At 56.3% G+C, this 22,932-nt stretch carries 27 protein-coding genes; 4 read left to right on the top strand and 23 right to left on the bottom strand.

All coding sequences use genetic code 11. The annotated features are described in order from the left end of the window. Positions 1–245: 245 nt before the first annotated feature. A complete protein-coding gene (locus tag V4835_RS02225) occupies positions 246–719 on the top strand; it encodes a prepilin peptidase (RefSeq protein ID WP_331411110.1) in 474 nt (157 codons plus the stop codon). On the opposite strand, the gene bfr is transcribed toward V4835_RS02225, so the two are convergent. From bfr to fkpA, 11 genes are all read right to left on the bottom strand, one after another. Further along, a complete protein-coding gene (gene bfr / locus V4835_RS02220) occupies positions 703–1,179 on the bottom strand; it encodes a bacterioferritin (protein ID WP_008503492.1) in 477 nt (158 codons plus the stop codon). The genes V4835_RS02225 and bfr overlap by 17 nt on opposite strands. Positions 1,180–1,251: 72 nt before the next feature. Then, positions 1,252–1,446 (bottom strand): bacterioferritin-associated ferredoxin, encoded by a 195-nt coding sequence (gene bfd / locus V4835_RS02215; RefSeq protein ID WP_008503493.1) that lies wholly within the window; start codon positions 1,444–1,446, stop codon positions 1,252–1,254. A gap of 179 nt (positions 1,447–1,625) precedes the next feature. Next, on the bottom strand, positions 1,626–2,810 hold the full coding sequence (gene tuf, locus V4835_RS02210; RefSeq protein ID WP_014068448.1) for an elongation factor Tu: 1,185 nt from the start codon (positions 2,808–2,810) through the stop codon (positions 1,626–1,628). 69 nt (positions 2,811–2,879) lie between these two features. Next, the gene (gene fusA / locus V4835_RS02205; protein ID WP_063144212.1) at positions 2,880–4,994 is read right to left on the bottom strand and encodes an elongation factor G; all 2,115 of its coding nucleotides are present in this window, start codon (positions 4,992–4,994) and stop codon (positions 2,880–2,882) included. A 96-nt stretch (positions 4,995–5,090) separates the two neighbouring features. Next, the gene (gene rpsG, locus V4835_RS02200) at positions 5,091–5,561 is read right to left on the bottom strand and encodes a 30S ribosomal protein S7 (RefSeq protein WP_004106370.1); all 471 of its coding nucleotides are present in this window, start codon (positions 5,559–5,561) and stop codon (positions 5,091–5,093) included. A 96-nt stretch (positions 5,562–5,657) separates the two neighbouring features. Continuing rightward, entirely contained in the window at positions 5,658–6,032 is a 375-nt protein-coding gene (rpsL, locus tag V4835_RS02195; protein WP_000246815.1) for a 30S ribosomal protein S12, read from the bottom strand. 124 nt (positions 6,033–6,156) lie between these two features. Continuing rightward, the gene (tusB, locus tag V4835_RS02190) at positions 6,157–6,444 is read right to left on the bottom strand and encodes a sulfurtransferase complex subunit TusB (protein ID WP_331411109.1); all 288 of its coding nucleotides are present in this window, start codon (positions 6,442–6,444) and stop codon (positions 6,157–6,159) included. 7 nt (positions 6,445–6,451) lie between these two features. Further along, positions 6,452–6,811, bottom strand: a complete 360-nt coding sequence (tusC, locus tag V4835_RS02185; protein ID WP_331411108.1) for a sulfurtransferase complex subunit TusC — start codon at positions 6,809–6,811, stop codon at positions 6,452–6,454. Next, a complete protein-coding gene (tusD, locus tag V4835_RS02180; RefSeq protein WP_033146792.1) occupies positions 6,811–7,197 on the bottom strand; it encodes a sulfurtransferase complex subunit TusD in 387 nt (128 codons plus the stop codon). The genes tusC and tusD overlap by 1 nt, the downstream gene beginning before the upstream one ends. Beyond that, positions 7,197–7,919 (bottom strand): helix-turn-helix transcriptional regulator, encoded by a 723-nt coding sequence (locus V4835_RS02175; protein ID WP_023333674.1) that lies wholly within the window; start codon positions 7,917–7,919, stop codon positions 7,197–7,199. Before V4835_RS02175 ends, tusD begins: the two co-directional genes overlap by 1 nt. Positions 7,920–8,085: 166 nt before the next feature. Beyond that, entirely contained in the window at positions 8,086–8,904 is an 819-nt protein-coding gene (gene fkpA / locus V4835_RS02170; RefSeq protein ID WP_023309460.1) for an FKBP-type peptidyl-prolyl cis-trans isomerase, read from the bottom strand. 238 nt (positions 8,905–9,142) lie between these two features. Here fkpA and V4835_RS02165 point away from each other — a divergent pair, with 238 nt between their 5' ends. Next, positions 9,143–9,361, top strand: a complete 219-nt coding sequence (locus V4835_RS02165; RefSeq protein WP_331414069.1) for a protein SlyX — start codon at positions 9,143–9,145, stop codon at positions 9,359–9,361. 197 nt (positions 9,362–9,558) lie between these two features. On the opposite strand, the gene slyD is transcribed toward V4835_RS02165, so the two are convergent. The 4 genes from slyD to kefG all read right to left on the bottom strand — a co-directional run bounded on the left by slyD (position 9,559) and on the right by kefG (position 12,814). After that, positions 9,559–10,149, bottom strand: coding sequence for a peptidylprolyl isomerase (gene slyD, locus V4835_RS02160; RefSeq protein ID WP_014885491.1), 591 nt, complete (start codon positions 10,147–10,149; stop codon positions 9,559–9,561). Between the two features lie 94 nt (positions 10,150–10,243). After that, positions 10,244–10,444, bottom strand: coding sequence for a YheV family putative zinc ribbon protein (locus V4835_RS02155; protein ID WP_033146793.1), 201 nt, complete (start codon positions 10,442–10,444; stop codon positions 10,244–10,246). 13 nt (positions 10,445–10,457) lie between these two features. After that, a complete protein-coding gene (gene kefB / locus V4835_RS02150) occupies positions 10,458–12,263 on the bottom strand; it encodes a glutathione-regulated potassium-efflux system protein KefB (RefSeq protein WP_063144217.1) in 1,806 nt (601 codons plus the stop codon). Further along, on the bottom strand, positions 12,263–12,814 hold the full coding sequence (gene kefG / locus V4835_RS02145) for a glutathione-regulated potassium-efflux system ancillary protein KefG (protein ID WP_014885493.1): 552 nt from the start codon (positions 12,812–12,814) through the stop codon (positions 12,263–12,265). Before kefG ends, kefB begins: the two co-directional genes overlap by 1 nt. Positions 12,815–12,952: 138 nt before the next feature. Between kefG and V4835_RS02140 the strand changes: the two genes are divergently transcribed. Together V4835_RS02140 and V4835_RS02135 are read left to right on the top strand one after the other, a co-directional pair. Then, the gene (locus V4835_RS02140; protein WP_063144218.1) at positions 12,953–14,857 is read left to right on the top strand and encodes an ABC transporter ATP-binding protein; all 1,905 of its coding nucleotides are present in this window, start codon (positions 12,953–12,955) and stop codon (positions 14,855–14,857) included. Between the two features lie 15 nt (positions 14,858–14,872). After that, complete coding sequence (locus V4835_RS02135; protein ID WP_063144219.1) at positions 14,873–15,805, top strand: LysR substrate-binding domain-containing protein; 933 nt, start codon at positions 14,873–14,875, stop codon at positions 15,803–15,805. Between the two features lie 63 nt (positions 15,806–15,868). Here the strand turns inward: V4835_RS02135 and mdcH are convergent, their stop codons facing one another. From mdcH to mdcA, 8 genes are all read right to left on the bottom strand, one after another. After that, a complete protein-coding gene (gene mdcH, locus V4835_RS02130) occupies positions 15,869–16,765 on the bottom strand; it encodes a malonate decarboxylase subunit epsilon (RefSeq protein ID WP_331411107.1) in 897 nt (298 codons plus the stop codon). Then, entirely contained in the window at positions 16,765–17,382 is a 618-nt protein-coding gene (locus V4835_RS02125) for a malonate decarboxylase holo-ACP synthase (RefSeq protein WP_331411106.1), read from the bottom strand. Before V4835_RS02125 ends, mdcH begins: the two co-directional genes overlap by 1 nt. A gap of 2 nt (positions 17,383–17,384) precedes the next feature. Then, positions 17,385–18,344, bottom strand: coding sequence for an AEC family transporter (locus V4835_RS02120; protein WP_006177842.1), 960 nt, complete (start codon positions 18,342–18,344; stop codon positions 17,385–17,387). Between the two features lie 127 nt (positions 18,345–18,471). Further along, positions 18,472–19,272, bottom strand: coding sequence for a biotin-independent malonate decarboxylase subunit gamma (mdcE, locus tag V4835_RS02115; RefSeq protein WP_063144298.1), 801 nt, complete (start codon positions 19,270–19,272; stop codon positions 18,472–18,474). Next, a complete protein-coding gene (locus V4835_RS02110) occupies positions 19,272–20,105 on the bottom strand; it encodes a biotin-independent malonate decarboxylase subunit beta (RefSeq protein ID WP_063144223.1) in 834 nt (277 codons plus the stop codon). Before V4835_RS02110 ends, mdcE begins: the two co-directional genes overlap by 1 nt. Further along, complete coding sequence (gene mdcC / locus V4835_RS02105) at positions 20,098–20,397, bottom strand: malonate decarboxylase acyl carrier protein (protein WP_014885504.1); 300 nt, start codon at positions 20,395–20,397, stop codon at positions 20,098–20,100. The genes V4835_RS02110 and mdcC overlap by 8 nt, the downstream gene beginning before the upstream one ends. Positions 20,398–20,406: 9 nt before the next feature. Continuing rightward, a complete protein-coding gene (locus V4835_RS02100) occupies positions 20,407–21,264 on the bottom strand; it encodes a triphosphoribosyl-dephospho-CoA synthase (RefSeq protein WP_331411105.1) in 858 nt (285 codons plus the stop codon). Then, positions 21,264–22,919, bottom strand: a complete 1,656-nt coding sequence (gene mdcA / locus V4835_RS02095; RefSeq protein ID WP_032648362.1) for a malonate decarboxylase subunit alpha — start codon at positions 22,917–22,919, stop codon at positions 21,264–21,266. The genes V4835_RS02100 and mdcA overlap by 1 nt, the downstream gene beginning before the upstream one ends. Between the last annotated feature and the right edge of the window lie 13 nt (positions 22,920–22,932).

Here is a 22,932-nt window from a genome sequence, read left to right as displayed (position 1 = left end):
GTTCAGATTGAACCCGCCGTCAATTACGACAAGCCCGCGCATTATACGTAAATCTGGGCAAGACGCAAGTGCCGTTTAGAAATTAAGCGCCTGAGGCGCAGTATGCGTACGGCCACGCAACTTTTCACGCAATGTATCCCTTCTCAATGCTTTGTCTCGAGCCCCTACGCAATTGTCGTTTTTGTCGATTGCCGGCCAGGCCGATTATAACGAGTATGCGCTCAAACCCTTTTGAGGCCATTTCCATGTTAACCACCCTCCCCTTTTTGCTGGTCTATTTTTCGCTGACGGCCTTTCTTGTCCGTGCAGATATTCGCTACGGACTGCTTCCCGATAAATTTCTCTGCCCGCTACTCTGGACGGGCCTGCTCTTTCAGCTCTGTATCCATCCTGATTTTCTGCCGAGTGCGGTGGTGGGTGCGATGGCTGGATATATCGGCTTTGCCGTTATTTACTGGGGATATCGGTTTATCTGCCGGCGTGAAGGGATGGGATATGGCGATGTAAAATACCTGGCGGCGCTTGGCGCGTGGCATGGCTGGTGCATGCTGCCTGCGCTGGCGTTACTCGCTGCGCTTATGGCGCTACTTAGCATTCTTGTGTTTTCGTTACTCACCCCTGAAAAAAGGGCATTAAAAAACCCACTGCCTTTTGGGCCATTTCTGGCAGCAGCGGGTTTATGCGTAGGTTGGAAGACGGTTGTTACTCTTCCACTTTAATCTGCGACTGAAGATAGTTCTGCAGGCCGATTTTAGCAATCAGATCCAGCTCCGTTTCCAGCCAGTCAATGTGGCCTTCTTCATCGGCCAGGATCTGGATCATCATATCGCGACTGACGTAGTCGTGTACGCTGTCTGCGTAGGCAATGGCTTCACGGAGATCTTTGGCGCCTTCAAGCTCCAGCCTGAGGTCGGAACGCAGCATCTCTTCGACATCTTCTCCGATGCCCAGCTTTCCGAGATCCTGCAGGTTTGGAATGCCTTCAAGGAATAAAATACGCTCGATATATTTATCGGCGTGCTTCATTTCATCGATCGATTCATGGTACTCAACGTCGTTCAGACGTTTAAGCCCCCAGTTTTTGAACATTCTCGCGTGAAGAAAGTACTGGTTAATTGCGACAAGCTCATTTCCCAATAATTTATTGAGATAACTTATGATTTTAACATCACCTTTCATTATATAGTCCCTCCGCTTCCACTCATTGAAGCGTAGATCGGGCTACAGGGATGTCAAAAAAAAGATGGGCGCTTACGCGATCTCTTTGTATTCCGGGATCTGCATCAATTCGTCCTGCATGATTTCTCGCGCAGCACGTACGCATTTACCGCATTGATTTCCCACCGGAACAAATTTGCGTAGCTGCTGAAATGACTGAGGCTGAAACTGGCGAACGGCCTGACGTATTTTCTTGTCGCTTACACCATTACATAAACAAACGTACATAGAGACTCCCGTTCAAATTATGCGCAAAGTGTAAGTGAGAATGGTTATGATTACAATAGCACAAGCGCCACAATACGGGGCGGGAGCAGGCAAAAAATGCGAAATTTTGTGACAGTGCCTAAACGGCAGAAAACAAAAAAGGACGCCGAAGCGTCCTTTTTTTATTCAGGGATAATTAATTAGCCCAGAACTTTAGCAACAACGCCCGCGCCAACGGTACGGCCGCCTTCACGGATTGCGAAACGCAGACCGTCGTCCATCGCGATTGGGTGGATCAGAGTCACAACCATCTTGATGTTGTCGCCTGGCATTACCATCTCTACGCCTTCTGGCAGTTCGATGGTACCGGTCACGTCAGTTGTACGGAAGTAGAACTGTGGACGGTAGCCTTTGAAGAACGGAGTATGACGGCCGCCTTCGTCTTTGGACAGAATGTACACTTCAGATTCGAACTTGGTGTGTGGCTTGATTGAGCCTGGCTTCGCCAGTACCTGACCACGTTCGATTTCTTCACGTTTGATACCACGCAGCAGAACACCAACGTTCTCACCAGCACGGCCTTCGTCCAGCAGTTTGCGGAACATTTCAACGCCAGTACAGGTAGACTTCGCAGTCTCTTTGATACCAACGATTTCAACTTCTTCGCCAACTTTGATGATACCGCGCTCTACACGACCGGTAACAACGGTACCACGACCGGAGATGGAGAATACGTCTTCGATTGGCAGCAGGAATGGCTTGTCAATCGCACGCTCTGGTTCTGGGATGTAAGAATCCAGGAAGCCAGCCAGTTCGATGATTTTCGCTTCCCACTCAGCTTCGCCTTCCAGCGCTTTCAGAGCAGAACCACGAACGATTGGAGTATCATCGCCTGGGAAATCGTACTGAGACAGCAGTTCACGAACCTCCATCTCTACCAGTTCCAGCAGCTCTTCGTCATCAACCATGTCGCATTTGTTCAGGAACACGATGATGAAAGGAACGCCTACCTGACGACCCAGCAGGATGTGCTCACGAGTCTGAGGCATTGGGCCGTCAGTCGCAGCAACAACCAGGATCGCGCCGTCCATCTGCGCAGCACCGGTGATCATGTTTTTAACATAGTCGGCGTGGCCTGGGCAGTCTACGTGTGCGTAGTGGCGAGTCGGGGTGTCATATTCAACGTGGGAAGTGTTGATGGTGATACCACGAGCTTTTTCTTCTGGGGCGTTATCGATCTGGTCGAATGCACGAGCAGAACCACCGTAGGTTTTAGCCAGAACGGTAGTGATTGCAGCAGTCAGGGTAGTTTTACCATGGTCAACGTGGCCGATAGTACCAACGTTGACGTGCGGTTTTGTACGTTCAAATTTTTCTTTAGACACGGCTATATTCCTTACTATAGTGCTCTCCCCTGTGGAGAGAGCACGGGACTTAGGTTTTAATCCTGTGGATTACTTACCACGGGCTTCAATAACGGCCTGAGCAACGTTGTTAGGCGCATCATCATACTTCAGGAATTCCATGGTGTATGATGCACGACCTTTGGTCAGAGAACGCAGCTGAGTTGCATATCCGAACATTTCAGACAGCGGAACTTCAGCGTGGATCTTAACGCCAGTTACTTCGGATTCCTGACCACGCAGCATACCGCGACGACGGCTCAAGTCACCGATAACGTCACCGGTGTTCTCTTCAGGAGTTTCTACTTCAACCTTCATGATCGGCTCAAGCAGAACTGGTTTTGCTTTCTTAAAGCCTTCTTTAAAGGCAATAGACGCAGCCAGTTTAAACGCCAGTTCAGAGGAGTCAACGTCGTGGTAAGAACCGAAGTGCAGACGAACACCCATGTCAACAACCGGATAGCCAGCCAGAGGGCCCGCTTTCAGCTGTTCCTGGATGCCTTTATCAACGGCTGGGATGTATTCGCCAGGAATTACACCACCTTTGATGTCGTTGATGAACTCGTAACCTTTCGGGTTAGAGCCCGGCTCCAGTGGGTACATGTCGATCACAACGTGACCGTACTGACCGCGACCACCAGACTGCTTAGCGTGTTTACCTTCAACATCGGTAACTTTCGCGCGAATCGCTTCGCGGTAAGCAACCTGAGGTTTACCCACGTTCGCTTCAACGTTGAATTCACGCTTCATACGGTCAACGATGATGTCCAGGTGCAGTTCACCCATACCAGCGATGATGGTCTGGTTAGATTCTTCATCAGTCCATACGCGGAATGATGGGTCTTCTTTCGCCAGACGGCCCAGAGCCAGACCCATTTTTTCCTGGTCAGCTTTGGTTTTTGGTTCAACTGCGATGGAGATTACCGGCTCAGGGAATTCCATACGCTCCAGAATGATCGGGTGATCTGGGTCACACAGGGTGTCACCAGTGGTCACGTCTTTCAGACCGATAGCTGCAGCGATGTCGCCCGCACGAACTTCTTTGATCTCTTCACGTTTGTTAGCGTGCATCTGTACGATACGGCCAAAACGTTCACGCGCCGTTTTCACGGAGTTCAGGATGGTGTCACCGGAGTTAACCACACCAGAGTAAACGCGGAAGAAGGTCAGGTTACCCACGAATGGGTCGGTAGCAATTTTGAACGCCAGTGCTGAGAATGGCTCTTCGTCGCTTGCGTGACGCTCAGCTGGAGTATCTTTACCGTCGTCCAGGATGCCGTTGATCGCAGGAACGTCAACAGGGGATGGCAGGTAGTCAACTACCGCATCCAGCATTGCCTGAACACCTTTGTTCTTGAATGCAGAACCACAGGTTACCAGGATGATTTCGTTGTTCAGAACGCGCTGACGCAGAGCTTTTTTGATCTCTTCTTCAGTCAGTTCTTCACCACCCAGGTATTTCTCCATCAGCTCTTCAGAAGCTTCAGCAGCGGATTCGATCAGGTTCTGGTGCCATTCGTCAGCCAGGTCCTGCATCTCAGCCGGGATATCTTCGTATTCGAAGGTAACGCCCTGGTCTGCATCGTTCCAGTTGATGGCTTTCATTTTCACCAGGTCGATAACGCCGGTGAAGCCTTCTTCAGCACCAATTGCCAGCTGCAGCGGAACAGGGTTCGCGCCCAGACGGGATTTGATCTGACCAACAACTTTCAGGAAGTTAGCACCCATACGGTCCATTTTGTTAACGAACGCGATGCGTGGAACTTTATATTTGTTCGCCTGACGCCATACGGTCTCAGACTGTGGCTGAACACCACCAACTGCGCAATAAACCATTACCGCGCCGTCAAGAACACGCATGGAACGTTCTACTTCGATGGTGAAGTCAACGTGGCCCGGGGTGTCGATGATGTTTACGCGATGCGGTTCGTACTGCTTAGCCATACCTGACCAGAATGCAGTAGTCGCTGCGGAGGTGATAGTAATACCACGCTCCTGCTCCTGTTCCATCCAGTCCATGGTGGCTGCGCCGTCATGAACTTCACCGATTTTATGGTTTACACCGGTGTAGAACAGAATACGTTCGGTAGTAGTGGTTTTACCGGCGTCGATGTGCGCACTGATACCGATGTTACGGTAGCGTGCGATGGGTGTTGTACGAGCCATTTGATTCCTCGTTTATATCTTTAGGCGTTCAGTTAAGTTACCCAGAGCGGGCGGCTTCTCTGAAGCGCCCGCCTGGTGACTAATACTCCGAAGGGATTACCAACGGTAGTGTGCGAACGCCTTGTTGGCTTCTGCCATACGGTGAACGTCTTCACGTTTCTTAACTGCAGTACCTTTGTTGTCTGCAGCATCAGAAAGTTCGTTCGCCAGACGCAGAGCCATGGATTTATCACCGCGTTTACGAGCAGCTTCAACGATCCAACGCATTGCCAGAGCATTACGACGAACCGGACGAACTTCAACTGGAACCTGATAAGTAGAACCACCAACGCGGCGGGACTTAACTTCTACAGTTGGGCGAACGTTGTCGAGAGCGACTTCGAAAGCTTCCAGTTCATTTTTACCAGAACGCTGAGCCAGGGTCTCAAGCGCGCTGTATACGATTGCTTCTGCAGTAGATTTTTTACCATCTACCATCAGGATATTTACAAATTTTGCCAGCAGTTCTGATCCGAATTTCGGATCTGGAAGGATTTTACGCTGACCAATGACGCGACGACGTGGCATGGGAATACTCCGTTGTTAATTCAGGATTGTCCAAAACTCAAAGAGTTTAGTTTGACATTAAGATAAATCAGTTTGGCCTTACTTAACGGAGAACCATTAAGCCTTAGGACGCTTCACGCCGTACTTGGAGCGAGCCTGCTTACGGTCTTTAACACCTGAGCAGTCGAGCGCACCACGAACGGTGTGGTAACGAACACCCGGAAGGTCTTTAACACGACCGCCACGGATCAGGATCACGGAGTGTTCCTGCAGGTTGTGACCTTCACCACCGATGTAGGAAGTCACTTCGAAACCGTTAGTCAAACGCACACGGCATACTTTACGCAGTGCGGAGTTTGGTTTTTTAGGAGTGGTGGTATATACACGAGTACATACGCCACGTTTCTGCGGGCAGGCTTCCAGCGCAGGCACGTTGCTCTTTGCAACTTTGCGTGCGCGTGGTTTGCGTACCAGCTGGTTAACTGTTGCCATTAAATAGCTCCTGGTTTTAGCTTTTGCTTCGTAAACACGTAATAAATCGACCTCATACAATATGAGGACGCGAAATTTTAGGGCTACGTCGAAAAGGTGTCAAGAAATATACAGCGATCTCAGATCACCAGTTCATTTGACTGGCGTGCGTCACAGTAAGATTGACGAAATCAGTATAGCCAACCACGTCAATTTTGGCTGAAATTTGACCAGAAAGACCCCGCGCATCCAGATCGTCTTTCAGCACAGAGACTGTTATGGGGGCATTCGTGAGAATTTCAACGAAACGACTGCCTTCCAGTGCGGCAAGCACGCCATCCTGAATCAGCAGCAGGTCATCACCTTCGCGCAGCATACTCAGTAACGCGTCGGTATCACATTGCCATGGTGAATGGCTCAGAGTATGGAGCATGACGGCCTCAGAAAGTCAGAATAGTGTCGTAGTGGGAAAGGTGTTCGCGCAATGCAGCAGAAGACAGGACTGTCGCATCCAGCACGAAAGGCGTCTTATCATCCAAACCGCGAGCGGCCAGCGAGTCGGCGCAGACATAAAGGGTTTCAATATCGTACAGCGGCAGCACTTTAAAAGTAGCGATGTAATCACGCGCCAGAATGGCCTGAGGCTGTTGCCCCGCCAGAAGCTGAAATACGCCGTCCCCCAAAAAGAAGACACCGATATCTTCGGTCAATGCTGATGTCGCAAGTAACGCATCCAGCCCTTCGCGACCAGAAGTGCTGCCGTGCGGCGCAGACGTAAAAACAAATGCTACGCGCTTCATCAGAATTGCACCACTCTGTCGCAGGTTAATGCCGCCTGTGCCAATGCACCCAGACCACTCAACGAAAAACCGGGCTGCAGGTTAGAACCCGATAAACCAAGGCGCGCGGCTTCGGTTGCATCGGTCACGCCGCGGCGCAGTGCCGCCGCCACGCAGATGTGCAGTTCTACGCCCTGCTTTTCGTTTAATGCCTGCCAGGCGCGCACCAGATCGAACTCATCGCTCGCCGGTGACGTAAACTGATTCGCGTTATATACCCCTTCCCGATAGAAGAAGACGCTCGCCAGCTCATGTCCGGCCGCCAGTAGCGCATGCGCAAACTGCAGCGCGCTGCTGGCCTGCTGAGTACCGTACGCCGGGCCTGTCACCATTAACGCAAAACGCATTACTTGTCTTGTCCCAGGAAATCGCCGCTTTTGAACTGGCGAATATAGAGGTAGACCGTGTGCTTGGAGATGTTCAGACGATCGGCCACCTGGTTGATGGCGTCTTTAATATCAAAAATCCCTTTCTCATAGAGATTGAGCACGATCTGACGATTCTTGGCGTTGTTCGAGACGTTGCGATCGGCATTCACCTCTTCAATCGTAAACTCAAGCGTCTGCGTCACCAGATCTTCAACGGAGGAGGCAAAGTTAACAGAAGAGCCAACGTCCGGCGTTTCTGGTGGAATAAAGGTGCTCATAATTTGCGAGAATGGCACATCAAGGTTCATGTTGATGCACAGCAGCCCAATAACACGATGGTCGCGGTTTCGAATCGCGATGGTTTCTGATTTCATCAGCACGCCGCTTTTGGCGCGGGTGAAATAGCATTTGGAGACGCTGCTGTCCGCGCCGGTCATGTCATGCAGCATACGCAATGCAAGGTCGGTAATTGGCGAGCCAATTTTACGGCCAGTATGCTCACCATTCGCAATGCGGATGGCGGAACACTTCAGATCTTGCAGGGAGTGCAATACGATTTCGCAGTGGGAGCCAATGAGCATCGCTAACCCGTCCACTACCGCTTCATAGGATTTCAGAATATCGAAGTCGGTCTGATCGAAAGGACGTTGATCCAGCAAATCAAGTTCACTGGTTTCGTTGGTTAAAAGCGACCTGGACATGAAAAAAACACTCCTTTTCAGGAGCCTGTCGTTAGGTTTTCAGGGCAGGCTCATTATCTACACGGACAACTAAATTAATACAGCGTGCCTAACGCTTTCCAGTGTTAATTATATCTGCCCCACAATAAAAAACCGCCGCCTTAAAGGCGGCGGTTTTTTTTCAGCATTACTTCTTAGCAGCAGCGGCTTTATCGTCAGCCGGCGCGTCTGCCTTGGCATCCGCTTTCGGTGCCGGTTTGATGTCCAGCAGTTCTACGTCAAAGACCAGCGTAGAGTTAGCAGGGATACCCGGAACGCCGGTTTTGCCGTAGGCCAGATCCGGTGGGATAACCATCTTGATCTTGCCGCCTTTCTTGATGTTTTTCAGGCCTTCAGTCCAGCCAGGGATCACACCATCCAGACGGAAAGAGAGCGGCTCACCGCGGGTGTAAGAGTTATCGAACTCTTTACCGTCGATCAGCGTACCTTTGTAGTTCACAACAACGGTGTCGCTGTCTTTAGGCGCATCGCCGGTACCTTCTTTCTCAACTTTGTATACCAGGCCAGTAGAAGAGGTTTTTACACCCTTCTCTTTAGCAAAGGTATCGCGGTAGGCTTTGCCTTTCGCTTCGTTGTCTTTAGCGTCCGCGTCCATCTTAGTCTGCGCGGCACCCTTCACGCGCGCTTCGAACGCCTGCAGAGTCTGTTCAATTTCCTGGTCAGACAGCTTGCTCTTATCTGCAAATGCGTCCTGAACGCCCGCGATCAGCTGAGCTTTATCCAGTTTGATGCCCAGTTTCTCTTGTTCTTTCAGAGAGTTTTCCATGTAACGACCCAGAGATGCGCCCAGTGCGTAGGCGGATTTCTGGTCGTCATTTTTGAACGCCGCTTTGCTGTCTGCAGTAGCAGCAGGCTTCGCAGCAGTATCAGCAGCGAATGACAGCGGCGCGTTCAGCGCAACAGCCATCGTCGTCGCCAGCAGCGTTACTTTAAACAGTGATTTCATCCATATCTCCAGGGCCTGGGGACTTTCACCCCAGCGTTAAACGTAAATGAGTGACGTACTATAAAACGTTGCAGAAGAAATCTACAGACAGACACGTCCAATTCTCGCCACTTTTCAGACTATTTTTGTTTAAATAAGTTTCCTGCCAAGGGGATGCGAACTGTACTTAAAGATAAACTCAGTTAAACTGCGCCGCCGCTGGGCCATTATGGCAAATCTGAAACAAACGAGGTGAATGATGAAGGATACAACGATAGAAGCGAGAATGGCTGAGCTGGAAAGCCGCCTGGCTTTTCAGGACATCACCATCGAAGAGCTAAACCAGACCGTGACCGCACATGAGCTCGAAATGGCAAAACTGCGGGATCTGCTGCGTCTGCTCACTGAAAAAGTGAAGGCAACGCAGTCATCGCTCATCGCCTCTCAGTCAGAAGAGACGCCACCACCTCATTACTGAGGCGTAAAAAAAGCGGGATTATCCCGCTTTTTTTGTACCCGGTGGCGCGAAGCTTACCGGGCCTACATACCAAATACCCTATGGATTTCGAGTCGCAGGAAGGCGGCAAGCTTGAAAATCCCCGGGAGCATAGATAACTATGTGACCGGGGTTTGAAAGCGCAGCCAACGCACCTGCGGCTTGAAAGACGACGGGTATTAGTGGCAGCCGCAGCCGCCGTTACCGCAACCACCTTTACCGTGGTCGTGACCATGGTCGTGATCGTGGCCGTGACCACCGCAGCAGCCATCGTGGCCGTGATCGTGGTCATGGTCGTGACCGTGCGCACCGTGAACGTGGCCATGAGCCAGCTCTTCTTCGGTCGCTTCACGGATCGCAACAACTTCTACGTTGAACTTCAGGTTCTGGCCAGCCAGCATGTGGTTACCGTCAACCACGACGTGGTCATCTTCCACTTCGGTGATTTCAACAGGAACCGGACCCTGGTCAGTTTCAGCCAGGAAGCGCATGCCAACCTGCAGTTCGTCAACGCCCATGAACACGTCTTTAGGAACGCGCTGAACCAGGTTGTCGTCATACTGACCGTAAGCGTCGTTCGCGCCCACAGCAACGTCAAATTTGTCGCCAACTTCATGACCTTCCAGCGCGGTTTCCAGGCCAGAAATCAGGGAGCCGTGACCATGCAGGTAGTCAAGCGGCGCACTCACCGGAGACTCATCAACCAACACACCGTCTTCTGTACGTACCTGATAGGCCAGGCTGACCACCAGGTCTTTTGCTACTTTCATGATATCTCCTGAGCGTGGGAAAATTGCTGGCGCAGATTGTAGCGGAAATCTGCACCCGTGTACCCTTTAGCTTAAAAAAACTCAGGGCATATCGCTAGTCCGGATGAAAAATCCCGATAACTTGCTCTTCTTTGCGAACGTGATCGCGGGCCTCTTTATCGGCCTCACGCATCTGGTGACCGCACTTAACACACTCAACAACATCAACATTATTTTCCCGCCACATCGCCAGGGTATCTTGCGCCTGGCAGGTCGGGCATTTTGCACCCGCAATAAAGCGTTTACGTACAGCCATCTTTCGTTACCCTTTATTCAAATTCATCCCAGCCATCAAGCTGGCGTCGTTCCTGCTGCATCTCTCGCTGGAAGATCTCCTCCAGCTCGCGACGCGCTTCCCGCACGCGGGAGATCTGCTCAGTATCAGTATGTACCGGCATCAGCTCGCGCAACATTTGCATATCCAGCCGTCGGAAATGCATCTGGGCGCGCTGCGCCTGATGCGGATGCATGCCGAGCGAGATCAGCGCCTTACGGCCCAGCTCCAGCGCACTGGAGAACGTCTCACGGGAGAAGTGTTTCACACCCGCCTGCAACAATTCGTGAGCTTCAACACGTCCCCGCGCGCGCGCCAGAATATGCAGATGCGGGAAATGCTGCTGGCACAGCTCCACCAGCTTCATCGTGTCTTCCGGATCGTTACAGGTAATCACAATGGACTCTGCCGCTTCGGCCCCCGCCGAGCGCAGCAGCTCGAGCTGGGTCGCGTCGCCGTAGTAAACCTTATAGCCATATTTGCGCATCAGGTTGACCGCGCTGATATCGCGCTCCAGTACCGTAATGCGCATTTTGTTCGCCATCAGCAAACGCCCGATAACCTGTCCGAAGCGGCCAAAGCCCACCACAATCACCTGCGGCTTGTCGTCTTCCACCCACGGCGCTTCGTCTTCGTCGTCAGTTGGATTCAGGCGGCGCGACAGCAGTTTATCCACCAGCTTCATCAGCAGCGGCGTGGTCATCATAGACAGCGTGACCGTCACCAGCAAAAGCGCCATCTGATCGTCTTTAAACAGCTTCTGGGAGGAGGCGGTCGAGAACAGCACAAACGCGAACTCGCCCCCCTGGCTTAACACGCTGGCAAACTGCATGCGTTCCGAACTGCGCAAGCCGTAGATGCGTGACATGACGTACAGTACCAGCATCTTCACCGCCACCAGGATGGCGACGCTCACTATCACCCACAGCAGATGGGTATAGAGCACGCCAAGGTTGAGCGCCATCCCCACCGAGATAAAGAACAGACCTAACAGCAGCCCTTTGAAAGGATCGATGGCAATTTCCAGCTCGTGACGGTACTCGCTCTCCGCCAGCAGCACCCCGGCGATAAAGGTCCCGAGCGCCATCGACAGCCCCAGCGCGTCCATAAATAACGCCGATCCCAGCACCAGCAGCAGCGTCGCGGCGGTAAACACCTCGCGAACGCCCGACGCGGCAATAAAGCGGAACACGGGACGTAACAGGAAACGACCGCCAATCAGCATGCCCGCGAAGGCCAGCACCTTCATGGCGATTTTAGCCCAGTCGAAGTGATCGTCCCCGGACCCCGCCAGCAGCGGTACCAGCGCCAGCGCCGGGATCACCGCCAAATCCTGGAACAGCAGCACCGAAAAGCCCAGCTGACCGGCTTCGTTACGGTTCATCCCTTTGTCGCGCATCAGCTGCAGCGCCATCGCCGTCGACGACATCGCAAGGCCTATCCCGCCAATCACCGCCGCCTGCCATGAAAAGTGGGTCAGCATTAGCAGGCCGCCCAGGATCGCGGCGCTGAACAACACCTGCGCGGCGCCCACGCCAAAGATAGAGCGTCGGAGTTGCCACAGTTTCGACGGATTCAGCTCCAGGCCGATGATGAACATCAGGAACACCACGCCCAGCTCGGAGAAATGGAGAATCTCATCTACATCGCTGATGAATCCCAGTCCCCAGGGACCAATCGCGATCCCCGCCAGCAGATACCCCAGCACCGCACCGATACCAATACGTGCAGCAAGCGGCACCGCAACGACGGCCGCAAATAAAAACAGCACCCCGGCGAGGAGTAAATTCGATCCTTCCATTAACGACCTCCTGCCGGAATCGGTGACGCCAGCCATTCACCGTAGGCTCTGGCGTGGCTTGCCAGCTCTTTCGGATCCTGTCGCCGCGCCCAGTAGACAATAATCGGGCTCATCCAGTGCATACGGCACATCGCTGCCGTCAGCTCGAAAGGCCGCAGGATGTCGCTCATCGGATAACGGTTCAGCCCGTCGTGACGGTAAGCGCTTTCGGGTTCACCGGTCGTAATCACACTACGCCAGTACTTTCCCGCCAGCTGGTTGCCCCCCACCCCGCTGGAGAAGCCCCGGCTCAGCACGCGGTCCAGCCACTCTTTGAGCAGCGCCGGACAGCTATAGGTATAAAGCGGATGCTGGAACACAATCACGTCATGCTGACGCAGCAGCTCCTGCTCGTAAGGGATATCAATAAAGAAATCAGGATAGTGCGCGTAGAGATCGTGCACCGTCACGTTGCTGAGCTGTGTGGCCGGCTTAAGCAGCACCCGGTTTGCCACCGAGTCCTGAGATTCCGGATGGGCATACAGCAGCAGCACTTTTGCTGTCTGAGACATCATTCCCCTCCCGGTCTTGTTTCTGTTTTTGTGTATCGTCGTTGTTTTGGGCTACCATGGCGGCCCGGCGCGGAAAATGGCGCACACCTTACATTATCATAATGACAAATTAACATAGTCGGAACATACGGCGCTTCTATGATTGTTTTCTCCTCGTTACAAATTCGTCGCGGCGTGCGCGTCCTGCTGGATAACGCCACTGCTACCATCAACCCAGGCCAAAAAGTGGGCCTGGTCGGCAAAAACGGCTGCGGTAAATCCACCCTGCTGGCGCTGCTGAAAAACGAGATTAGCGCGGATGGCGGTAACTTCACCTTCCCGGGGAACTGGCAGCTCGCCTGGGTAAACCAGGAGACGCCGGCGCTGAGCGAACCGGCACTCGACTATGTTATCGACGGCGATCGTGAATACCGTAAGCTCGAGGCGGAACTCAACGCCGCGAACGAGCGCAACGACGGTCACGCCATCGCCACCGTTCACGGCAAGCTTGACGCTATCGACGCATGGACCATTCGCTCCCGCGCCTCCAGCCTGCTGCACGGCCTGGGCTTCAGCAATGAACAGCTGGAACGCCCGGTCAGCGACTTCTCCGGCGGCTGGCGTATGCGTCTCAACCTGGCGCAGGCGCTGATCTGCCGCTCTGACCTGCTGCTGCTCGATGAACCGACCAACCACCTCGATCTCGATGCGGTTATTTGGCTGGAGAAGTGGCTCAAGAGCTATCAGGGCACTCTGATTCTGATCTCCCACGACCGCGACTTCCTCGACCCGGTAGTGGATAAAATCATTCATATCGAACAGCAAACGATGTTCGAGTACACCGGCAACTACAGCTCCTTCGAGCGCCAGCGCGCGACGCGCCTTGCCCAGCAGCAGTCCATGTACGAAAGCCAGCAGCAGCGCGTGGCGCACCTGCAGAGCTTCGTGGATCGCTTTAAGGCTAAAGCGTCAAAAGCGAAGCAGGCCCAGAGCCGCATCAAGATGCTGGAACGCATGGAGATGATTGCCCCGGCGCACGTGGATAACCCGTTCCACTTCAGCTTCCGCGAGCCGGAAAGTCTGCCGAACCCGCTGCTGAAGATGGAGAAGGTCAGCGCGGGCTATGCCGACCGCATTATTCTCGACTCCATCAAGCTCAACCTGGTGCCGGGTTCGCGCATTGGCCTGCTGGGGCGTAACGGCGCAGGTAAATCGACGCTGATCAAACTGCTGGCGGGCGAGCTTAACCCGGTCAGCGGTGAAATCGGCCTGGCGAAGGGCATCAAGCTGGGCTACTTCGCCCAGCATCAGCTGGAATTTTTACGCGCGGATGAATCGCCGATTCAGCACCTCGCGCGTCTGGCGCCGCAGGAGATGGAGCAGAAGCTGCGCGACTATCTCGGCGGCTTCGGCTTCCAGGGCGATAAGGTGACTGAAAACACCGAGCGTTTCTCCGGCGGCGAAAAGGCCCGTCTGGTGCTGGCGCTGATCGTCTGGCAGCGTCCGAACCTGCTGCTGCTCGATGAACCGACCAACCACCTGGATCTCGACATGCGCCAGGCGCTAACCGAAGCGCTGATTGAGTTCGAAGGCGCGCTGGTAGTGGTCTCGCACGACCGTCACCTGATCCGCTCCACCACGGACGATCTCTATTTAGTGCACGGCGGCAAAGTCGAACCGTTCGACGGCGATCTGGAAGACTACCAGCAGTGGCTGACGGACGTGCAGAAGCAGGAAAACCAGCCGGAAGAGTCAGCAAAAGACAACGCCAACAGCGCGCAGGCGCGTAAAGACCAGAAGCGTCGTGAAGCAGAGCTTCGCACCCAGACGCAGCCGCTGCGTAAAGAGATTGCCCGTCTCGAAAAAGAGATGGAAAAACTCAACGCCACGCTGGCTATCGTTGAAGAGAAGCTCGGCGACAGCGGTCTGTATGACCAGAGCCGCAAGGCTGAGCTGACGGACTGCCTGCAAACGCAGGCGAAGACCAAATCCAGCCTCGAAGAGTGCGAAATGGCGTGGCTGGACGCGCAGGAACAGCTGGAAGCGATGCTGCAGGCTGAATAACACGCCGGGAGGGTTATGAGTTTCGATATCACGAGCGAGATTACGTTCCGCAAGCTCAGCATCTTCATGACGTTTATGGAGAAAGGGAATATCGCGCGTACCGCCGAAACTCTGGGCCTGAGCGGCGTCAGCGTGCACCGCGCGCTCCACACGCTGGAAGAGAACGTGCGCTGCCCGCTCTTTACCCATAAGGGCCGCAACCTGATTGCCCTGCCTTCCGCCTGGACGCTGCTGGAGTATTGCCAGGAAGTGATGCAGGTGATGGAGCGCGGGCTGGAAGAGTCCCGCAAAGTCGCCGGGATCGGCCAGGGGCGGCTGCGCGTGGGCACGCTCTACTCCCTGACGCTGGAAACCGTGCCGCGCCTGATTATGGGCATGAAGCTGCGCCGTCCGGATCTGGAGATGGATCTGACGATGGGCTCTAACGAAACCCTGCTCCACATGCTGGACGAAGGTTCGCTGGACGCGATTCTTATCTCCATCTCAGAAAGCGATATCGACCGTAACAGCCTCGAAGTGCTGCCCCTCTTCCACGACGACATTTTCCTCGCCGCACCCGCCTCCGCCACGCTGAACACTAGCGGGCCTGCGGATCTGCGTGATTACAAAGATCAGAAGTTTGTCGCTCTGGCAGAAGGATTCGCTACCTACGCCGGGTTTCAGGAAGCGTTCCATATCGCCGGATTCGAACCGGAGATTGTGACCCGCGTAAATGACATTTTCTCAATGCTGAGCCTGGTGCAGGCGGGCGTAGGCTTTACGCTGATGCCGGGCAGGATGAAGAAGGTCTACGAGAATTCCGTGCAGCTGTTGAAGCTGGCGGAGCCTTACCAGATGCAGCAACTGATCGCGATTGTCTTTGCCCGTAACCGCGAGCAGGACCCGAGCCTGCGGGCATTAGCCGCCGAGGGGCGGATGTATGCGCGCAGTTTGCAGGAAAGTGTGTGATACAAAACAAAACAACCGAACCCGTAGGCCCGGTAAGGCGCAGCCGCCACCGGGCAAAAAAACTCACGCACGAAGCCGCTTCGCCAGGTGCACCGCCACGTCCACCCCGCTGCGCTCCAGCGAAAGGGTCTCTCCTTCCCACGCAGCCTGTCGAGTCAGGCAGGTCAGTACGCCGCCGGGCGGCATTTCAATCGCCAGTCGGGCTTCGCGTTCGTTAGCGGAAATCACCGCCTCCTGCCAGCGCACGGTTCGCGCCATATTCATCGCCAGATCGTCAGCGATTTTTTCCGGCTGCCAGAGCACGCGTCCGGTGCTGCCGCTCAGGTATGCGCAGCGTGGACGAGCCAGCGTGACGGACTCAAACGCCGCCGCCAGCTTTTGTGCCGGCTCCGCCAGCAGTTCACAGTGGGACGGCACGCTTACCGCCAGCCGTTTGGCCTTGCTCGCCCCTTTTGCCAGCGCGCGTGCCGCCACCTGCGCCATCCCGTCATCGCTTCCGGCAATCACGATCTGCGTTTCAGCGTTCAGGTTGGCAATATAGGTTCCGGTGCCTTCAATCAGCGTTTCCACCTGCGGCAGGGTTAAGCCCATGATTGCCGTCAGGCCGTAGCCGTGCGGGTACGCCTGCTCCATCATGTCACCGCGCAGCGCCACCAGCCTCAGCGCGTCCGAAAAGTCCAGCGCGCCCGCGATAACCGCCGCCGGATAAGCGCCGATGGACAGCCCGCTGACGATATCCGGCGACACGCCGCGACGTTCCAGCTTGCGCCCCCAGGCCACGCCTGAAATCAGCAGACACAGCTGAACCGCACGGGTGTGAGCGAGTGAGGCTGCACTATCCAGCGTATCAACTTCGCTGCCCAGCACCTCGCGTGCCTGTGCCAGCGTCGTTCCCGGCAAATTTTGCAGCATGCCTTCATGCTGCGTGCCCTGTCCCGGAAAGGTAAACAGTATTTTCATCACTCCTCCCTGCGCCACGGATCCGCCACCAGGCGCGGTCCGCGGCGGGTTTTCAGCAGCGTTTTTCCGTCGCGTAACCACTCCGCCAGCGCAAAGCCCCCTTCGGGCGTATCGACCTGCGTATCCGCCCGGCACAGCGCGCGGCTCAGCTGCGACTGCCATGCGGTAAAAGCGTCAGGGGGAATTGGCTCAGGGGCGCGGATCAGCAGGTCAAGATCGCTGTCGGCGTGTATCACCGGAATCCCGGTCGCCAGCGCATAGCCGGTGCTGCCGGTTATGCCCCACGTCCACGGCCACGCCTGCTGCGCAAGCTGCAGCGCCACCTGAACCGGTGGCTGTGTCACAAACGGCGAGCGCAGCAGATCGGCGGTGGCGCACAGGTCTTCCGGCGACACCACACGCAGCACGTTTTCCGGCTTCACCCATCCGGCCGCCCGCTGGTCGCGGCGCAATCCGCGCACGCCAACGGGAATGCGGCCTTCACTATCAACATCACGCCGCACCACCACCGGCAGGCCGGTATGCCAGGCCGCCTCCACCCAGGATTCGGTGATGCCTTCCAGCGCGTCGCGCGCGGTAAGCCAGATGAGGTCGTGCGGGCGTAATGTTGGGGTCATGATTACATTCCTGAAGTCAGCGAGATAAACAGCGGCAGCGACAGGATACACAGTACGGAGCTTAACAGCAGCACGGCTTCAGCATCCGGCGACTGCACGCCAAAGCGGTTACCGAATACCACGCCGAAGAAGCCCGCAGAAAGCGCAATCATCAGGATAGCGGTAATCGCCACGGAGCCATGCAGACCGAAGATCAGCACAATACCCCAGGCAATGGCTGGCTGAATCAGCAGCTTGGCGATAGTTGAGGTGATAACCATGGTGTTGATCTGCAGCTTGCGGGCAGAGAGGATCACCCCGGTCAGGAACAGTGCCGCAGCGGTGGCGGACAGCCCCAGCGGTTTAATCGCGGCAAGCACCAGTTCCGGCATTTTGATCCCGATGGCGGAGAGAATCACCCCCAGCAGCGGGCCCATCACGATCGGTTTCTTAATGGAGCGCCACATCAGCACCGGCAGCATGGAGAGCGTTGAGCCCGAGTTATTCCCCTCGGCGCGCGCTTTCTCACGCTCCAGGATCAGCAGGCAGAACGGGGTCATCAGCACCGAACCGCAGGCGATAGAAACCGCAACGGACAGCGACGTGGAAGAACTTTCACCCAGCACGCTGCCCAGAATCGGCAGGCCCAGCGCCGCGTAGTTCGGTAAAGCTACCGTCAGGGTCAGCACGGCCGCATCCTGCGGGGATTTCTTAAAGACTTTAGTCGCGAGGAAGTAGATGGCCGCATAGGTGATCCACATCGCCAGCGTCAGCACCAGAATCAGCGGCGACTGCGCCACGATGCCGGTCCACGGCGTTTGCACGGTGGCGCTAAACAGCGCGGCAGGCAGTGCAAAATCCATCACGAAGATATTGAGCAGGGAAACATTTTTGTTATCGACCATCTTTGCCTTACCGGCCCAGAATCCCAGCAGCATGATGACGAAAATCGGTGCAAGAGCATGAACAATTACGTAAGTCATAAATCACCTGTAGTAAAAAAAGTTTTAGCACTGGTGCGATGTTTATTATTTTTCAGGATGCAGGCTCCCACGCGGGCGCAGCGGACGCGCTCGCGGGGGTTTGCATCTCTGGCAGGTCTTTTTTTACTTACCAGCTGGCTCGCATACGTTCGCGTACGAGCGACGAGCTGCGGCGGTTGTCAGCACCCAGACGGTTTTTAAGCGTCGCGTCCTGACGAGCATCGCTGATGGCCTGTTGCAGCGTGGTTTTCACCTGAGCCAGATCGTTATCGGACGGAGCATCCGGATTGCTGATGTCCAGCAGGCTGGAGAGCAGCCCCAGCGTGGCGTAGTTGCTGATGTCGTAAGCCATTGGCGGAATGGTCGCCGCCAGCTTTTCCAGCGCTTCGACGGTACGCAGCGTGATGCGCGCGGCGGACTCTTTACCCATCGCGTGGATCAGCACGCCTTTGTCGTTAAAGGCGATCAGACGGTTGGCCTGGTAGCCGTGCGCCAGGAACGCGCCGGACATCGCCTTGCCGACGATAAGCCCAATCACCGGGTGACCGGCCAGACGCGCGTTAGCATATGCGGCAGCTGCGCCCGCCAGCGCCTGGTGAATACCAAACGCCTCCTCGCGACGGCCATAGGCCTGGCTCGGAACGTCGATCACCGCCACAATCGGGCGCTTCACGGCTTTATCGGCATCCGCCGCGACGGTTTCGCTGACCACCTTCGCCAGCGTCCAGCCTTCCAGCAGGCCGACTTCACCCTGCGCCGCGCGCGGGAAGTGGTTGTTGGCATCCGGCACTACGGCAACAAAACGCACCGCTTCGCCGTTCAGCTCGCCGTCTGCCGCCTGCACGGACGGGCACAGCCCTTCGATACGTTTGGCGTTCGGGGCGAGGGTTTCCAGCCAGAGTTCGCCACGGCTTTTTGAATTACTCATCATTTCACCTCCCGGGCAAAAAGCGCGTTAATCTGTTCGGCATCGGCCTGCTTGCGGGTGTCGAAATGGGTCAGACGGTTCAGGTAATCATCGTAGTTATCGGTGCGGTGTTTCGCCGGTACGCCTTTGGCAATCGCGTCGTTCATCGCCGCCTTCACCGCGTTTACGCCGTCGCCCACCAGCGCGTCCACCAGCCCGCTTTGATAGCGCACTTCGCCGCCGGTCATGCTCCAGATAAACGGACGGTCGCGGGAGTCGTACTCTTCAATACCCGCTTCCTGCTCGATAACCTGCGGGCCGTTGAGGCCGAGACGCGCTTCGCGGGTCACAATCAGGTAGCTGCACAGCGCTGCCGCAATGGACATCCCGCCGAAGCAGCCCACGGTCCCGGCCACAATCCCGATGACGGGCGTGTAGCGACGCAGGTCTACAATCGCCGCGTGGATATCGGCAATCGCCGCCAGGCCGAGGTTAGCCTCCTGCAGACGCACGCCACCGGTTTCGAGGCACAGCACCGCCTGAGTCGGAATGCCGTTGCGGTTATCTTCCGCCGCCAGCTCCAGCGCTGCCGCCATTTTTGCGCCGGACACTTCACCCATGCTGCCGCCCTGGAACGCGCCTTCAATCGCGACCACGACCGCAGGCTGACCGTTGATGGTGCCTTTCGCCACCACCATGCCGTCATCGGCCTGCGGGACAATGCCCTGTGGCCCAAGCCACGGAGAGATAATGCCTTCAAACGGATCCAGCAGTTCGCGGTAGCTGCCCTCGTCGAGCAGAGCCTGCGCGCGCTGGCGCGCTTTTAGTTCGATAAAGCTGCTGTCATCACGCATGGCTCACCCCCTCAAAAACCTGTTCGATACGAATGCGGGCCACGCCCGGCGTCGCGCCGAAATCATGAATGGTCAGTTTTCCTGCCGGCAGGCTGCTGACCGTTTGCAGGCGGTTGAACAGCGCCTCCCAGCGGCCACGGCTGTTGTCGACTGAGGTGGTGATATCAATGGTTAGCGTCTGGCCCGGTTCGGCGGTGAAGAGCACCTCCATATCCCCGGAGCCGACGACGCCCGCCAGCGCCCTGCCGCTTAACGCGCGGCTGGCTGGCACGGTCAATGTGATTTTTTCCATAACTTCCTCTTAATGCTTTGAATAAGGCGATTCGACGCGGTCAAGAAACAGCGTGGCGGCAAGCAGGTCGGCGGCACCGCCCGGTGACGCGTTAAGCGCCAGCATTTGACGGTCCAGGTTCGCCAGCGCCTGCTGGCCCGCAGCCGTTGCACAGCCTCCCGCATTCAGTACCGCACGGGCACCGTGCTGCATGGCGTCCAGCCCCTCCATTCCGGCGCGCGACAGCACGCAGGTATCGGTGAGCGACGTCATGATGGCCATCAGCGCGTCGAGCCTGGCCTGCGCCTCACTGCTGCCGTTCAGACGGCTGAGGCGAAGCTGCGGCAATGCGCGCTGCATAACGTGCGGGAACGCCTGCTGCGCCTCTTCGCGCGCGCCCGGCACGCGGTAGCGGTGCGTGGCGCGCAGGCCTTTGCTGAACACCTTCGGTGCCGCATCGTCCGGGAGTTTCGCCAGCTGAGCGGCGGTATTCGCAACGACCTGCGCAGTTGCATCCCCGCCCAGCATCGCCACCGCGCTCACCAGCAATCCCAGCGCCCAGATCGCGCCACGATGGGTATTCACCCCGTCGGTGGCCGCCATCATCTGCTGCTCGCCTACGCGGCCAAGACGGCCAACGGTTTGCCGAAGCGCAATATCTGCCGGACGCAGCCAGCTTTGCTGCGCCAGCGCCTGAAACGTGGGGGTCAGGCTGCGCGCGGAGCGCTCCATCAGCGCAAGGGATAAATCGTGGTGCGCACCGTTCCCCCGACTGTCCACCAGACCGGGTTTCGGGCTTAAACGTGCTTCGTCAATCAGACACTGCGTGGCGGTTCGCGCCAGCCATTCGGCACCGCCTTCAACCTGAATCTGGGGCAGAAGTTTCATTACCAGCTCCGGAATTTCGCAGGTGGGTTATACAGACCGCCGGACCACTCCACGAGGTCAGACACGCTGCCCGCAGCCAGCAGAGAGCGGGTGGCGTCGGTGCGGCGGATCCCCATATCTTCCGGGTATACAACCTTGCCGCTCTGGCGCAGTTCCGCCACGCGTTTGGCGTCAACGCCCAGGCCGATATCGGTGATCCCCGCGACGGCGGCAACCATGGCCCGACGCTCTTCCAGATCTTTCGCCCGGTAGAGGTAAGCAATCCCCTCTTCCGTCAGCACGTGCGTCACGTCATCGCCGTAAATCATCACCGGTGCCAGCGGCATGCCGGAGGCTTTCGCCACGTCAACGGCATCGAGTTTTTCCACGAAGGTTGGCTTCACGCCCGCCTGGAAGGTTTCGACCATCTGCACGACGAGTTTTTTACCGCGCTGCATCGGGTCAGGCTCGGTGATCATGTTCAGCCAGGCCGGGGTAGCGTGACGACGACCGTGCGGGTCATGGCCCATGTTTGGCGCACCGCCGAAGCCGGAAAGACGACCGCGCGTCACCGTTGAGGAGTTGGCGTAACCGTCAACCTGCAGCGTAGAGCCGATGAACATATCCACCGCGTACTGACCGGCCAGCTGGCAGAAGGCGCGGTTGGAACGCATGGAGCCGTCGGCACCGGTAAAGAACACGTCCGGACGGGCGCGGATGTACTCTTCCATCCCCAGCTCGCCGCCGAAGCAGTGCACGCTTTCCACCCAGCCGCTTTCGATGGCGGGGATCAGCGTCGGATGCGGGTTCAGCGTCCAGTGTTTACAGATTTTGCCCTTCAGGCCGAGCTGTTCGCCGTAGGTAGGCAGCAGCAGCTCAATCGCCGCGGTGTTAAAGCCGATACCGTGGTTCAGGGACTGCACCTGGTGCTCTGCGTAGATGCCTTTGATGGCCATCATCGCCATCAGGATATGTTCCTGCTTGATCAGGCGCGGGTCGCGGGTGAACAGCGGTTCGATAAAGAAGGGCTTGTCCGCAACGACCACGTAGTCGATCCAGGAGCCCGGAATATCCACGCGCGGCAGCTCGCACTCGTCGTCCACCAGCTCGTTCACCTGCGCGATGACGATGCCGTCGTGGAACGCGGCGGCTTCCACCAGCGCCGGGGTATCTTCGGTGCTCGCCCCGGTGTAGAGGTTGCCTTTGCGGTCGGCTTTAAAACCGGCAATCAGCGCTACGTTGGGCGAAAGGTCGACGTAGAGGCGTGAGTAAAGTTCGATGTAGGTGTGAATCGCACCGATTTCGAGCTGACCGTCTTCCAGCAGCTGCGAAATACGCAGGCTTTGCGTCCCGGAGAAGGAGAAGTCCAGCTTGCGGGCGATGCCTTTCTCGAAGATGTCCAGATGCTCGCTGCGGCCGACGCTCGGCATGATCATATGCAGGTCGTGGACAATTTGCGGGTTCACTTCGGCGAGCGAGCGGGAAAGGAAATCCGCCTGCTTCTGGTTGTTACCTTCCAGAACGACCTTGTCGCCAGGCGCGATTAATTTTTCCAGCATGGCGACAAGATCGCCGGTTGGCAGTACCTTGCCCTGCACCGGTACGGAGGCCAGACGACGCGCTTTTTCGCTGCGTCGCGTGTTCCATTGCCGGGTGGGTGTTTGCCCAGATAACATTATTAACCTCCTG

The organism is Enterobacter cloacae complex sp. CARB60 (assembly GCF_036487345.1).
In the GTDB taxonomy this organism is placed as follows: Bacteria; Pseudomonadota; Gammaproteobacteria; order Enterobacterales; family Enterobacteriaceae; genus Enterobacter; species Enterobacter asburiae_D.
Note: the sequence above shows the minus strand (reverse complement) of the source record. Positions and strands in the feature narration are given on the sequence as shown.